The organism is uncultured Imperialibacter sp. (assembly GCF_963974565.1).
In the GTDB taxonomy this organism is placed as follows: domain Bacteria; phylum Bacteroidota; class Bacteroidia; order Cytophagales; family Cyclobacteriaceae; genus Imperialibacter; species Imperialibacter roseus.
Genome location: NZ_CAXBCJ010000001.1, coordinates 211,717 through 226,370 on the forward strand (window position 1 = coordinate 211,717; position 14,654 = coordinate 226,370).

A 14,654-nucleotide genomic window follows, 5' to 3' on the forward strand; every position below is an offset into this window, starting at 1 on the left:
AGAAGCACCGAAGTTGCCTTTTCGCACATGCCTTGCAAAGTACTCAGTTCGCATATTCATTTTAGTGTTTGTTGTGAGTAGTTTTTAGCCCTCTGAAAGTAAAAATTTCTCCGCAAAATCATTCATTTTCTTTTCATGTTTCTCGATGCTTTTTATTGTGTTCAGCAGTTCATCAAACTCTCCCGTCTTTACGTTATCCAACTTCTGCTCTTGTAATTTTTTGCTTTTTTCAAATAGTTCAATCAGTTCAAAGTGCAATTTTTTCTTTTGAACTGGAGTCACAATTTCTTTGAGTCTTGAGATAGTACCATTAAGATATTCAATCAAATGCAATGTGCTGTTCACTGATTTTATCAGTTTTAATTTGGGATTCGGCTCATTCAGCAATTCGTGTTCCTGATAAATAGGCTTATACGAATCAGTCATTACCTTCTTGATTTTTAATTGCCAGTTTTCAATCAGGTATGTAGGCAATATTTCGGGGTATTTTTCGGCTATATCAGACAGAATTAATGTGTGAATTCTGTTTAGCTCAACTAGGTGAGCTTCGGTTATGTTTCTATTGTGAGCTTCCTCTCGCCTTATTTCATTCAATTTTTCGAGAGACGTTTCCACATCGGTCTTGGAGCTAAATAGATGTTTAAACAATGGCCAATGCGTACTTATTACTTTTTTCAGTTGCAGCAAATATGCATAATTGATCAAGACATTGCCATCGGATATTTCTTCTCCAAATTGGTTGAGATAGGTTTCTTTGATGCTCGATCCTAGCTTTGAATTCAATGCTTTATTCCACCAATCTTCTCCAAATTTGTTAGAAAGGACATCTATCATCACATGCCTTAATGTTGTTTCAATTTCAGAGATAATACGTTTTGCAATTGACAATCTGTAATCATCAGTGTTTTCCTGAAATAGAGTGGATTTCAGCCAATCTATAGAATTGCCAGATCCAATTAATTGAGCGGTTTGTTTTGATGAAATTGCATTGATTAATTCTTTATCGCTTTCATCATAAGCTCTTACTGCATAGAACCTGAAATCAAAATCAAAACCTCCATCTCTAAAGAAACCACTCAAGAACCCCATGATAGTTCCAATTTCAAGTTTGATATCAATGGAGTTAGCCGAATATGAATGGAATTGAATTTGTAATGTGTCATCATTCGTAGTAGTTATGTCCTTAACTCTGACTTTCTTTTTAGCTCCCTCCAGAGCATCAAGATTTTCAAGCCCAAATCGTACGACGGAAATAACAGAAGAACGAGTTATTGTTTGTGCACTGCTTTTGTCCTTATTCATGCAGCATTTCTTGTATTTCAACCCGCTTCCACAGTGGCATGGGGCATTTCTATTATTCTCCATCATCATTACTAGGTATTTCTATGCCGTATTATTTCTGTACTGAATACCTCTTAGCTCCTTTTGAACTATTTCATCGATAAATGTCTCAAGATTATGGTCTGTGATTTTTTCGACCTCAAACTTTATTTTTCTCATGTAGCGCTTATAAAAAAATTCGAATGGAGTTGTTATAGAGTCTAAGGCAAAACTATCGCTTCGAAACCTACCTAAATCGACCATCATCTGATATAGAGCATTGACGATGGTAAATCTTGAGGTAGTTGTTATAATGTTTTCAACACGAACTTTGTCCGTAAGATCTTGACTGAATTCTATGGAGTACGAAGGTTTAAATGCAAATTTCCACTCACCATGTTGCACCTTATTTCTAATGGTAATATTCGGAACCAAATAGTTTGTAATAATTCCTCGAAGTTCAAAGTACTGATCGACAAGTTCATCTCCTAAATTATTTCTCTCTCGCTTAATTTTTACTGTGGTACAGATTTCGTCACCAGTTGGGACTAAATCATATGCTATACAATAGGCAATTTTTAATGTTTTTAACCAGCGTTGATCCAGTGCAGGCTGCTTAAGAAGATAAATTCGTTGATTGTCAGAGAACAATTGACGTTCATACAAAAGTCTTTTTATGCTCTCTTCTGCCCATGACACTTGTATACCAGATAATATCCTACCTAGAGCCAATTCAACTTCCCGTGTTTCAATTTTGTGGTTATGAGTATTGGGAAGACCAAATATTAGGTCACCAGACTTATTTGCCTTCCTATATAGCCCTATGATCTGAGAGCGTATTTCATCGTATCCAATTTTTAAAGACTTTATATTGGAATTATGGTACTGAAAGTAGGTTTCAACTTCTTGCTCTGTCATTTTGATTATTAGTATCGAAACCTGGCCGAAGAAGTACTTTTTTCATTACTCCTTCGGCCGGGAATCGAACCCGGTACACTGAATCAGCAGAAGCTTCTTCAATCTAGGACACCTGTCCACGCTACTCTTGGTAGTCTTTAAATATTCTATAGTCAGTTACTCACAACAATTCGGTATGGCTATTGGCCATATACCCATTGTAACTTTTGGTCAATCTAGTGGATTTTTGATGTTATTAAAAGTATGGGAAGCAACATGTGTGTAGATTTCTGTCGTCTTTAAACTGTTATGCCCCAAAAGAATCTGTATTTGGCGTAAATCGGCACCGCTCTCCAATAAATGAGTAGCAAAACTGTGACGCAACATATGAGGAGAAACCAGTTTCAATATTTTAGCCTTTTTTGCGGCCTTACTTACAATAGCCTTGACACTAGCTGCACTGTACTGTGCTTCACCAACACCTTCAAACAAATAGGTCTTCGGCTTGCATTGCACAAAATATCTTCTCAAGTTAGCTAACACGGTTGCCGACAGCAGCGTGAATCTGTCCTTATTCCCTTTACCTCCCTCTACCCTTACCATCATTCGATCACTATTGATGTCACTGATCTTCAAATTGATCAACTCACTGCGACGCAACCCCGCTGAGTATAAAAGCTCCACAATACACCTGTGTTTGATGTTGTTGGTATTGGCAATAATCGCCTTCACTTCCTCTTTTGAAAGCACCTTTGGTAGCTTTTGCTCCTTATTTGGTCTTTCAATTTCATAAAACCGATTAGGCATATCCTGCACTATTTCAAAATAAAATTTAATGGCATTCACAGCCATGTTTAGGGCTGAATTGGATGATTTGTTTTTTACCATTTGCTCAAGAAAGGCCCTGATATGAAGCTCATTCAACGAATTAATTTCAAGGTGTTTGTAATGATTAATAAATCGTTCAAAGTACATCACGTAGGACCTTATCGTACTGCTTGAGTACTTTTTCAAAGCCAGCTTTTGAAGGTACTCATGCGGACAAGGCCTGTAGTCTTTTGCAGTTCGGCGCTTTTCCACCCAGGAGACATCACCACTCCCATCTCCATGTGTGTTAACAGGCCGGTTTTTAAAAAAGTAACTACAATTAACCCACGCCACCCCCTTGAACTTATTAAAGATAGCAGTGAGGTTTTGCGGCGTATTCTTAATACACACCATATTGTGCTCTTTACTCCATTTCGGCTCGGGAAGCTCCTTTATCAGTGCCTGCACCACTTTATGTGGGTAAAATTGAATGCCTATATACTTCTCTTCGTTGAAGTAAAGATGCCTTAACGTAATGTTTTGCAGCTTTTCCATGAGGTGGCAATAACCGCAAAAAAGGAAACCGCAAACTCATAGTATACTCATAATATACTCATATTATGAGTATATTATGAGGGTAAATTGGTGCAGGAATGTAAATTAGTAGCTATGAGAGTTTGTCCCGTTTGCGGTGCTGTGGTCAAAGGTCGATCCGACAAGGTCTACTGCTCCATCGAATGCCGTACCGTAAAACAGTACGAACGACGGATGGACAACGAGCAATTTTTCATTCAGGTCGACAAGCAACTGAAAATCAACCGTAAGATCCTGAAAAAATACAACGTGAGCGGCCTTACCACCATTCGGCGGGAGATACTCCACAACGAAGGCTTCAACCCACACCTTTTTACCCATTTCTGGAAAAACCCAAAAGGCGACGCATACCTCTTTTGCTACGATATCGGATTTTTGGGCATCACCCACAACGGCAAGGAAAAATACCTCCTCATCACCTGGCAGGACTACATGGGGGAAAAACTGGCGCTGAAACCTTCGAAGACCGACACTTGAAGGCCTGACTCCTATTCTCCAATCAAACCCGTTGCATTCATCTGCTGCTCGCTTTCTCAAATCGCAACTGCTTCAACCCCTGCTTGATCACCTGACTGAAGCGCAGATGCAACGTGGCCTTCTTGACGTTTTGTTGAGTGACCAATTCGGGCCGATCGGCTCCGCTGGTTTGGATCTCCAGCCGCACATAGCCCAGTGCACCCAATTCAATATGGTTATGCGTTTCAAGTAACTTCACAATCATATCTTCCAGAGCCATGATAAAGCGCTTGTATTCAGCACGCTTGATGCCATACTCCCTTTCCATCCTCAGCATCACGTCTTCTTCGGTGGCTTTACGCAGAGGCAGCAACGCCGGGTAATATTTGGGTGGGCCGCCAGCCGGCTTTCCAGCCTCAGTTCTGGCAATAATGCCATAGGTTTTTCTTATCATTTCCGTCATTTCTAATTTGTAAAACAACCCCTGGCAATGGAAAAATAAAGGATTTTAACGTCAGGTAAAGGCCGATGCCAAACATAGCTACAATGGACTGCCAACATAGCCACATTGCACCTGCAACATAGCTATGTAGAAGGTGCAAGATAGCCATAATTGAGACATTTGCTACGTAGCAAATGGTATGTTTGCTACGTAGCAAACTAGCGACTGCTACGCTGCGAGGAAAAGTGGATATTTGAGACAGAAAGGAATAAATGGCAGTGACCGCCTTTCTTAGTATACGAAATTTCTGATTAAAAGGTGGTTATGTTTTTCATATTTGCTATCGCTCGGCAAGCAGGCTCAGCGCCTGGCAAAAGTGGCCATCTGCTTAATAAGTACCGTTCTTATCAAGCAGATGGCCACAGGCATTTTACCAGTACGCACAATTTGAAAAATTCATCGATGCCTTCGCAATTACCGCTAAAAAGAAAGCGGCATGTCGCTCTACTTATTCACCGGTTCTCCCTCAGCTTCCACTGCTGAGCGCCACGGGTAGCTCTGGTTGGTGCGGTCAGTGTCAGCCATGCGTTGCGTTGGGTCAATCTCCATGTACCTGATGTCCTTCGGCTTCTTTGGAATGCTGAACGTGTAGTAAGGATGCGTCCAGGGCCAGTCGGTAAGGATCGTGCGTGGAATGCTCGGGTCGTCATGTTCCTTCACCCCCCTCATTAAATCCAATGGAATATAAAACAACTCTTTGCTGCCATCAGCATATTCCACGTACAGCTCTATAGGCATCGGCATTTTTTCAATTCTCTCAAGCGTAACGTTTGTTTGATCTCCCTGCTCTTCTACCGACTTAATGCCATAGTCAACGGTCTTGGTGGAGTTCACAAAGTACTCGTAGTACCAGTCGAGCTCCAGGCCTGAATTCTTTTCCTGAATCCTGATATAGTCGTTCATATTGGGGTGCTTCATCTTCCAGGTATCAAAATACCTCCGCAATCCCCTCATGAAGGTTTCGTGACCAACCACATAGCTCAGCTGATGTTGCGAAACAGCCCCTTTGGAGTAGGCAGCCGAGCCATAAGCTCTGTTGGTATTGTAGTGATCGGAATGTGTCGACATAGGTTCCTCGAGGCCGCTTTGTGCCAGTGAGAAGTAAGAACGATACGAGCCCTCCAGCGGGTTGATGTAATTACCACCGTTCGGCCCATCGAAAAGGTAGTGCATGGTGATCTGCGTGGCATAGTCAGTAAAACCCTCATCCATCCATGGGTACAGCGACTCGTTAGTGCCCAACACCCCCTGGTACCAGCTGTGAAGTGCTTCGTGTACAGTCACACCTACCAAACTGCGAACTGATCTATGCCCGGTAATCAAAGTTGACATAGGGTATTCCATGCCACCATCGCCTCCCTGCACCACAGCAAACTTGTCGTAGGGATATTTGCCAAAGTTTTTGCTCAGGAAGTCGAATGCCTTTACTGCAATACCTTGAAGCTCCTTCCAGTTTTCCACCAGCGTGTCACCCTGATAAAAGAAGTGCAGGGCAGGCCCGCCAGGCACCTGAGCCACATCGTGCAGATAGTCAGGGTCGGCAGCCCACATAAAGTCATGCACGTTCTGAGCTTTGAACTGCCAGGTCAGCTTGCCCCCTTTCGGTCTTTTAATAGTAGTCCCTGGCTTTGCATAGCCTTTGCCAATTTGCTCCGGGTTCTGCAAATAGCCTGAGCCTCCTATCATATAAGCAGAATCAATCGCAATGTTTACATTAAAATCGCCCCATGGAGCGTAAAACTCCCTGCCTACGTAAGGATCGGCATGCCAGCCCTCGTAGTCATATTCAGCCATTTTTGGGTACCATTGCGCCATAGAGTATTCCACCCCCTCCTTGTTGGCCCAGCCACTGCGGCGAACCTGCAAGGGTACCTGTGCATCAAACTCCATATCAAAAGTCACTTTGCTTTTCGGAAGAATTGGCTTGGCCAGGTTCACCTCCAGCACCGTACCTTCTACAGCATACGAAAGCACTTTGCCATCTTGCTTCAGGCTGTTGATCTTTTGATAGCCGATCTGGTCATCTTTCAAATGGTAAATTCTATCCATCACCCGCCTGTCCGGGTCAGCGATGGTTCGGGAGCGAACGTCCATCGAGCTTCCCGGCTGAAAAGCATTGAAGTAAAGGTGATAAAACACTTTCGTGAGCGTGTCAGGAGAGTTGTTGTAATAAACGAGCTTTTGCTTACCCTTGAACTGATGGGCAGATACATCCATGTCAATGTCCATAGTGTACTCTACACGCTGCTGCCACCTGTCGGGTTGAGCGAGCGCAGCCGTTGTTAAAAAGGTAAAAAGCAGGGCTAAATTTAAGTTTGTAGGTCGAGTCATTGGTTTGATAAAAGGTTATTTTGCCAAAGTAGTAAGTTTAGCCAGAAACAGTAACATCAATTTATGGAGACGGTAGAAAGTGTTATTAGTGGTTTAAAACATCTGGCGGATGAAGGGACGAAGAAAGGCGTAGAGCGATTCGGCATCCCCTCAGAAAAAGCGTTGGGCATCAAAACGCCTGAGCTTCGCAAAATAGCCAAAAGCATCAAAAAGAACCACACCCTGGCGCTTCAGCTCTGGCAAACGGATATTCATGAGGCAAAGGTGCTGGCCAGCATGGTTGGCGACCCGATACAAATGACCACTGAGCAAATGGATGCGTGGGTGGCAGACATGTATTCCTGGGATGTGTGCGACCAGTGCTGCGGTAACCTGTTCGTTTATACTCCTTTTTGGAAAAGCAAAGTAGCCGAATGGATTCCCTCTGAACATGAGTTCACCCGAAGGGCAGGCATTGTGCTAATAGCCGAAGCCACCATGCACCAAAAGAACAATGTTTCCGATGACGAACTACGCTCTATGCTCCGTACAGCAATTGAGGTTGCCAACGACCCCCGGAATTTCATAAAAAAAGCAATAAGCTGGGCAATGAGGCAGGTAGGGAAGAAAAGACCTCATCTAACTGTCGAGGTGATTGAACTGGCAAGGAAGCTCCGGACCAGAGATGACAAGACCAGCAAGTGGATTGCCAGTGATGTGATTCGGGAGTTGGAAAAGAGGCGACCCTGAATGATCCGTCTAACAAAAAATAAGCTCGTTTGTGTGCTATCAAAGGCCACTTTGAAGCAAATGGCAAAAAAGTTACTTTTATACTGAGTGAATAACGAAAGACTAAATATGCGAGTCAATCAAATAGAAGAACAGCTGAGTAATACCCTGAAAGCCATTGATAAGCTTACTGCTGATATTGACGCATTGAAAGACTACGCTGTTGAAAATAAAAGGTGGTCAATGGGATCTTTCGGAAACTCGATGACCAGGGGGAACGGATGGATAAAGTCCTTTTAAGGATGGAAAAGGAAGAAAAGAACAGAAAGTCCGAATTGGAGCACGAACGCAAGCAAAGGCAGCAAGAGTTGGATGCTCAAAACGAGCGTTTCATGAATGCCTTGAAGGAAGACAGAAAATTAAGAATGGAAGAAATGGCCATCATGAACCGGCGACTTGAGTTCCTTGAAAGCAAAGCTTGAACTTAGCAATCAATGAAAATCTCACCCAAAAATCTCTTCAAGCTTCCTCTCCAATGACTCTCCTCTAAGGTTCTTGGCTACAATCTTACCATCAGGCCCAATTAGGTAGGTAGCCGGAATAGCATTGATTTCGTAGGTAGCAGCCGCTTCCGAATTAAAGTATTTCAAATCCGACACATGCTTCCAGGTGAGGCCATCGTCTTCAATGGCCTTCAGCCAGGCATCCTTTGTTCTATCAAGAGAAACACCCAATATTTCAAAACCCCTGTCTTTGTACCTGTTGTAAGAAGCCACCACATTCGGGTTTTCCTGACGGCATGGCTTGCACCAGGCAGCCCAAAAGTCCACCAGCACGTATTTTCCTCTTAGTGATGACAACTTAATTGATTCGCCATTAGGGTTTGGAAGGTTAATTTCCGGAGCCATTGCCCCCACTGCCAGCGGCCTCATATCATCTACCCTTGTCACCAGTTCCTTGGTGAAGCGGGATTCGGGCAGGCCATTCTGAAACCTTGTTGCTACGCTGTCGAAGAACGGAAACTGCGCATCATCGTCCAGGTAGTTCAAAGCAAATATGGCCGACACTGAATTATCCATCGACCAAATAAGCGCCTTCATTTTTTTACTAAAGGTCTCTTCTATATCGATATATTGCTCCCGTATTTTATCAGCCGTCTCAAGATCTCCCGACATCATTGCCTGGCTGTAGTCATTGTTAATCATCTGCACGTCGGACTGAAACTTGGCATTGAGCTTACCAGCGGCTTCGAAATATTCCGTGTCCTTTGAGCCAGTCACAGTGAACGGGGCCTGCGGCGAATAAGCCTCCACCTCTATATAAACATCGCTTTTGTCCAACACCAATGGCACCACCTGTTTGCCGTAGAAGTTGATCCTTAAAAAAGAAGGTTCAGTGATTTGCACATAGGTTTCAAACGTACTGTCGGCGGCCAATGTGAGCGTATCTATAGGGTCAATTCCCTCGAGGCCCAGCATTTCCAGTTGAATGATGCCTGTTTCTTGCGGGAATTTTACTTTTCCGGCAATTTTCAGCCCTTCCTGAGTTGTACCCTCAGAACAAGAGGTAATAAATAAAACTCCTGTTAATGCTACTACAAGATACTTTATCATCTTTCTGTTTTTTTCTCTAACAAGACTTCTAAGCCAATGATTCAACCAAAAGCTGGTTAGTTAGTTTCGGGTCGGCCTTTCCGTTGGTTTTTTTCATTACCTCCCCCATAAACATGCCGAGCAGTCCTTTTTTACCGTTTTTATACATGACCACCTTATCCGCATTTTGGGCGAGCACTTCTTGTATCACAGGCATCAGCACATCGCTGTCCGACTCCTGCACCAGGTTCATGTCGTGCGCTATGTCGTGAGGTGCCTTCCCGGTCTTTATTACTTCCGGAAATATGTTTTGGCAGGCCACGGTGTAGCTCACTGTTCCTTTTTCCACCAGATTGACCAAGTCGGCCAGCATAGCGCCTGTGAGCGAAAGCTTTCGCAGGGAGGTGCCGTTTTCCTTCAGGTAACTCTTAATCGGCCCCATGAGCCAATTGCTTACCTGCTTATAGCAAGTGGTATGAGCAATGGCCTCTTCAAACAAGTGCGCAAAGTCCCTTTTTTCGGTGATCACCAGTGCGTCGTAGCTTGGCAGGCCATACTTTTGCGTGAAGTCGTCGTAGTACTGCCGGGGAAGCTTGGCCATCTTTTTGCGGATGTCTTCCAGCATGGTGTCATCCACAACAAAGGGAGCCAGATCCGGCTCAGGGAAATACCTGTAGTCGTTCAGCTCCTCCTTCATGCGCATGCCGTAAGTCTGGTTCTTTTCGGGGTCAAACAGCCTGGTCTCTGAAATGATCTTTTTCCCTTGTAAGGTAAGGTTGGTCTGCCTTTCTATTTCTACCTCAATCGCCTTCTGCACGTACCTGATGCTGTTGAGGTTTTTCACTTCTACTTTGTTGCCCAGCGTGGTCACCCCTTTTTTACGAATCGACACGTTGGCATCGCAACGCAAAGAGCCTTCCTCCATATGACCGTCGGAAATGCCCAGAAAACGCACCATTTTTCTTATTTCAGTAAGAAAAGCACCGGCGTCCTGCGATGAGGTAATCATGGGGTCAGTCACTATCTCTATCAAAGGCACACCAGCCCGGTTGTAGTCCACTGCCGAAATATCCTTACCATCGACGTGCATCAATTTGCCCGCATCTTCCTCCATGTGAATTTTATGGAGCATGATCTTTTTCGGAGTGTTGGTATCGAAACCAATTTCGACATAACCTCCTTTGCAAATCGGTGTTTTGTCCTGCGTCACCTGATAGCCTTTTGGAAGGTCGGGGTAGAAGTAGTTCTTCCTGTCAAAGAAATTATAGCGACCTATTTCGCTGTGACACGCCAGCCCCATTTCAATGGCGTACTCCAGTGCCTTTTTGTTCAACTTCGGCATGCTGCCCGGATGCCCCAGGCTAATCACATGGATGTGCTGATTGGGTTCTGAACCAAACTTATTGGCATCCGGTGAAAACACCTTGCTTTTAGTCTGCAGCTGCACATGCACTTCCAGTCCAATAACGGCCTCAAAGCTATTCTTGTCCTTCAAATCACTCATTAGATGCACTTCGGTTAAGCAAGAGAGCTCAAATTAAGCGCTTTTGCCAGTAAATCATTTGCTTTTTCCACCACTTTGGGCAATCCGTTAATGTCTTTTCCTCCTGCAGTAGCGAAAAACGGTTGTCCGCCTCCACCACCTTGTATTTCTCTGGCCAGGTCACGCACCATGAGCCCGGCGTTCAATCCAAATTTTTCCACAAGCGAATCGTCGAACATCACAGCTACCTGAGGCTTGCCGTCAATATTCGCTGCCAGCACCATAGCCAGTGAGCTCAACTCATTTCTGAGCTCATAAGCCAATTTTTTCAAGCTGTCGGCATCTGGCAATGTCACCTCTGCCACCAGCAGGCTGATGCCATCAATGGCCTTCACTTCTTTGAGCAAGTCCTGCTTCACCCCTTGCGACGCTTTCAGGCGATACCCCTCCAGCTCCTTTGTCAAAGTTTGCTTCTCCTCAAGCAGCTGTGCCACAGCCCTGGCCATGTCTTTCGGGTTCTTCAGCAATTCCTTCATCTCGTTCATCAGCATGTCCTGCTCAATGATCAGTGACTCTGCCTTATCGGCCGTTACTGCTTCAATGCGTCGCACACCAGCAGCCACACTGCTTTCGGAGACAATTTTGAGGAAACCGATTTGGCCAGTGGCACGCACATGGGTACCTCCGCACAGTTCCACAGAATAGTGAGGATCAAAGGTGATGACACGCACAAACTCACCGTACTTTTCTCCGAACAGCGCCATAGCCCCTAACTGTTTGGCCTCGGCAATGGGCACATTGCGCCGCTCATTCAGCGCTATGTTTTCTCTTATTTTCTTATTGGTAATGGCCTCCACTTCTCTGATCTCTTCATCCGTCATTTTGGCAAAATGAGAGAAATCGAAACGAAGCACATCGGGAGACACCAATGAGCCCTTTTGCTGCACATGCGTGCCGAGCACCTGCCTGAGCGCTGCATGCAATAAGTGGGTAGCACTGTGGTTATTCTCTGTCAGCTGTCTTTTATAAATGTCGACTTTTGCCTGCAAAGGCAAAGTCGGATCCTTAGGAAGCTCGGATACAAAGTGAATGATCAGGTCATTTTCCTTTTTCGTGTCCAGCACCTTTATTTTTTGATCGCCGGAGATGAGCATGCCTTTGTCGCCCACCTGTCCGCCGCTTTCCGCATAAAACGGCGTGTTGTCAAGCACAAGCTGAAACAGCTTGCTGCCTTTGTCTTTTATCTCCCGGTATTTTACTACCTGAGCAACCGCTTCCAGGTTGTCGTAGCCAATGAAACCAAGCTCCTCTTGCTGCTTTACCTCCACCCAGTCGCCGGTCGATACTTTGGACGACTTCTTCGAACGGTCTTTCTGCTGCTGCATTTCCGCCTGGAAACCAGCTTCATCAACCGTCAGTCCATTTTCTCTGGCAATCAATGCCGTTAGGTCAAGCGGAAACCCGTAAGTGTCGTAAAGCTCGAAAGCAACGGCACCGCTGATTTCATTCCCTTTCAGCGACTGCTTAATCACCTCGATCCGCTTGAGTCCCTTGTCAAGTGTGCGCAGGAAAGATGTTTCTTCCTCAAAAATTACTTTGGCAATAAAGTCCTTTTGCCCAACCAGCTCGGGGAACACACCAGCAAACTGATCGGAAAGCACCGGCACCAAAGTATGTAGAAACGGCTCATTAAACTTCAGGAATGTGTATCCGTAGCGAACCGCACGTCTCAAAATTCTTCTTATCACATAGCCAGCCTTTACATTGGATGGCAGCTGTCCATCGGCAATAGCGAACGAAATAGCCCTGATGTGGTCGGAAATCACCCTCATGGCAATGTCCGTCTTTTCGTCGTCGCCATATGCCACTCCTGCCTTTTCAGACAGAACAGCGATCATTGGCTGGAAGACGTCGGTATCGTAGTTCGACTTTTTACCCTGCAAAGCCATCACCAGCCTTTCGAAGCCCATGCCTGTGTCGACATGCTTAGCTGGTAGCGGTTTAAGGCTTCCGTCCGACACCCGATTGAACTGAATGAATACCAGGTTCCAAATCTCTACTACCTGCGGATGGCCCATGTTGACCATCTCCCTTCCTGGCACTTTTGCTATTTCAGCCTCGTCTCTTAAGTCGATATGTAATTCTGAGCAAGGACCGCAGGGACCAGTGTCACCCATTTCCCAGAAGTTGTCTTTCTTGGACCCGTCGAGCACCCGGTCGGTCGGCAAATGAGCATTCCATAACTCAAATGCCTCGTTGTCTTTCTCTAAGCTTTCCGATTCATCACCCCCAAACACAGTGGCGTACAGCCTGTCCTTTGGTAGTTTGTACACTTCAGTAAGCAGCTCCCACGCCCAGTTGATGGCATCTTTCTTGAAATAGTCTCCAAACGACCAGTTGCCCAACATCTCGAACATGGTGTGGTGGTAGGTATCCAACCCTACTTCCTCAAGGTCGTTGTGTTTACCCGACACCCGCAGGCATTTCTGTGTGTCAGCAATTCGCTTTACCTGCGCCTCTTTGTTCCCAAGAAAGTAGTCTTTGAACTGGTTCATGCCCGCATTGGTAAACATCAATGTAGGGTCGTTTTGCACCACCATGGGGGCTGAAGGCACTATTTTATGGCCTTTGCTTTCAAAGAATTGAAGGAACTGCTGTCTTATCTCTACTGCTGTCATTTGAATAAAATGGTCTGATAAACTGTAGCATCTTAGAATTGTACAGCTTACTTATCAATAACTAAAGGGGTTTATGCTGCTGTCAAACTTGCCGGAGGTTGGGAAATATCCAGAATATGTTTAAAAATTCTTATATTGCGCCAGAATTATAACGCAATTCAAATTTTTTCGTAAAAGCGGTGAGATTCGCTTATATAGAAGCAAAGTTATAATAAAAGACTAACTGTCAACCTATGGCTAGGATAAAATATTACTACGACACCGAAACATGCAAATATGAGCGTGTCAAGGTCAGCTCCTGGGATATTTTCCTTAACCTTCTTGGCTTCCTTACTGTCGCCTTAATTTTAGCTATCGGCATTCTTTTGGGCTACAACACCTATTTTGACTCTCCTAAAGAGGCCCTCCTTAAGAAGGAAAATGAGGAATTGAACATGTACTATGAGCTTCTCAAGAAGGACATGAATGAGACTCAGGACATGCTTGCCTCCCTGCAAAACAGGGATGATCAGATTTACAGGGTTATTTTTGAAGCTGAACCCATCCCATCGTCGATACGAGAAGCGGGAGTTGGGGGTGCTAACCGCTACAAAGAAATGATAGAGTCTGACCTTCAGCGTGAGGAACTGATTGTGGAGTCATTTAAGAAACTCGACAAGCTGAAGAAGCAGATGTATATTCAAACCAAGTCGTTTGACGAAATCATGAAACTGGCCAAGAACAAAGAAGAACTTTGGGCTGCCACACCTGCTATCCAACCAATATCCAACAAGGAGTTGAAGCGCCTGGCTTCGGGTTTCGGAATAAGAATTGACCCCATCCTGAAAACGTCTAAAATGCACGCTGGTGTTGACTTCTCTGCAGAAAGAGGCACACCTATTTATGCGACAGGAGATGGTGTCATAAAATCTGTCAGATATGACTTTGGCGGGTACGGCAAGTATGTGGTTATAGACCATGGCTTTGGCTACGAAACCCTGTACGGTCACATGGACTTGCAAAACGTAAAAGTAGGCCAGAGGGTAAAAAGAGGTGAGACAATCGGCTTTGTTGGAAGCACCGGAAAGTCTACCGCTCCTCACGTGCATTACGAAGTGCACATTAATGGCAAAGCCACTGACCCCGTCCACTACTTCTTCCAGGGGGTTACACCTGAAGAGTATGAAGAAATTCTCAGACTCGCCTCTGTTGAAAACCAATCACTTGGATAAAAACAGTTGAATCTGAACATGAAGGCAGCTTTCCCGAAAGGCTGCCTTTTTTGTGTCTATAAATTGTGGATAAAT

Annotated in this window: 13 protein-coding genes; 5 read left to right on the plus strand and 8 right to left on the minus strand. The window is 44.7% G+C overall.

Going from position 1 to position 14,654, the window contains the following annotated elements; translation table 11 throughout:
- Positions 1 to 84: 84 nt before the first annotated feature.
- From AAC052_RS00990 to xerA, 3 genes are all read right to left on the minus strand, one after another.
- Positions 85 to 1,371 carry an SEC-C domain-containing protein gene (locus AAC052_RS00990; RefSeq protein ID WP_339810244.1) on the minus strand — a complete coding sequence of 429 codons (1,287 nt, stop codon included), beginning with the start codon at positions 1,369 to 1,371 and terminating at the stop codon, positions 85 to 87.
- 12 nt (positions 1,372 to 1,383) lie between these two features.
- Positions 1,384 to 2,238: a hypothetical protein gene (locus tag AAC052_RS00995; protein WP_339810246.1), complete on the minus strand. Its 855-nt coding sequence runs from the start codon at positions 2,236 to 2,238 to the stop codon at positions 1,384 to 1,386.
- Positions 2,239 to 2,448: 210 nt separating this feature from the next.
- Positions 2,449 to 3,579 (minus strand): site-specific tyrosine recombinase/integron integrase, encoded by a 1,131-nt coding sequence (gene xerA, locus AAC052_RS01000; RefSeq protein WP_339810250.1) that lies wholly within the window; start codon positions 3,577 to 3,579, stop codon positions 2,449 to 2,451.
- A gap of 114 nt (positions 3,580 to 3,693) precedes the next feature.
- Here xerA and AAC052_RS01005 point away from each other — a divergent pair, with 114 nt between their 5' ends.
- Positions 3,694 to 4,095: a hypothetical protein gene (locus AAC052_RS01005; RefSeq protein ID WP_317490383.1), complete on the plus strand. Its 402-nt coding sequence runs from the start codon at positions 3,694 to 3,696 to the stop codon at positions 4,093 to 4,095.
- Positions 4,096 to 4,132: 37 nt separating this feature from the next.
- Here AAC052_RS01005 and AAC052_RS01010 read toward each other — a convergent pair whose 3' ends face one another.
- On the minus strand, positions 4,133 to 4,528 hold the full coding sequence (locus AAC052_RS01010; RefSeq protein WP_339810252.1) for a hypothetical protein: 396 nt from the start codon (positions 4,526 to 4,528) through the stop codon (positions 4,133 to 4,135).
- 492 nt (positions 4,529 to 5,020) lie between these two features.
- Complete coding sequence (locus tag AAC052_RS01015; RefSeq protein WP_339810254.1) at positions 5,021 to 6,907, minus strand: M1 family metallopeptidase; 1,887 nt, start codon at positions 6,905 to 6,907, stop codon at positions 5,021 to 5,023.
- 63 nt (positions 6,908 to 6,970) lie between these two features.
- Here AAC052_RS01015 and AAC052_RS01020 point away from each other — a divergent pair, with 63 nt between their 5' ends.
- The 3 genes from AAC052_RS01020 (at position 6,971) to AAC052_RS01030 (ending at position 8,097) form a co-directional block, all read left to right on the plus strand.
- Complete coding sequence (locus AAC052_RS01020) at positions 6,971 to 7,636, plus strand: DNA alkylation repair protein (protein ID WP_339810256.1); 666 nt, start codon at positions 6,971 to 6,973, stop codon at positions 7,634 to 7,636.
- Positions 7,637 to 7,744: 108 nt separating this feature from the next.
- Complete coding sequence (locus tag AAC052_RS01025; RefSeq protein WP_339810257.1) at positions 7,745 to 7,915, plus strand: hypothetical protein; 171 nt, start codon at positions 7,745 to 7,747, stop codon at positions 7,913 to 7,915.
- A 2-nt stretch (positions 7,916 to 7,917) separates the two neighbouring features.
- On the plus strand, positions 7,918 to 8,097 hold the full coding sequence (locus AAC052_RS01030; RefSeq protein ID WP_339810258.1) for a hypothetical protein: 180 nt from the start codon (positions 7,918 to 7,920) through the stop codon (positions 8,095 to 8,097).
- A 21-nt stretch (positions 8,098 to 8,118) separates the two neighbouring features.
- On the opposite strand, the gene AAC052_RS01035 is transcribed toward AAC052_RS01030, so the two are convergent.
- The 3 genes from AAC052_RS01035 to alaS are packed head-to-tail and all read right to left on the minus strand — an operon-like array spanning position 8,119 to position 13,368.
- The gene (locus AAC052_RS01035) at positions 8,119 to 9,228 is read right to left on the minus strand and encodes a TlpA disulfide reductase family protein (RefSeq protein ID WP_339810259.1); all 1,110 of its coding nucleotides are present in this window, start codon (positions 9,226 to 9,228) and stop codon (positions 8,119 to 8,121) included.
- Positions 9,229 to 9,256: 28 nt separating this feature from the next.
- Complete coding sequence (gene gatB / locus AAC052_RS01040; protein ID WP_339810260.1) at positions 9,257 to 10,711, minus strand: Asp-tRNA(Asn)/Glu-tRNA(Gln) amidotransferase subunit GatB; 1,455 nt, start codon at positions 10,709 to 10,711, stop codon at positions 9,257 to 9,259.
- Positions 10,712 to 10,725: 14 nt separating this feature from the next.
- The gene (gene alaS, locus AAC052_RS01045; RefSeq protein ID WP_339810262.1) at positions 10,726 to 13,368 is read right to left on the minus strand and encodes an alanine--tRNA ligase; all 2,643 of its coding nucleotides are present in this window, start codon (positions 13,366 to 13,368) and stop codon (positions 10,726 to 10,728) included.
- 233 nt (positions 13,369 to 13,601) lie between these two features.
- Here alaS and AAC052_RS01050 point away from each other — a divergent pair, with 233 nt between their 5' ends.
- A complete protein-coding gene (locus tag AAC052_RS01050; protein ID WP_339792036.1) occupies positions 13,602 to 14,579 on the plus strand; it encodes a peptidoglycan DD-metalloendopeptidase family protein in 978 nt (325 codons plus the stop codon).
- Positions 14,580 to 14,654: the final 75 nt, after the last annotated feature.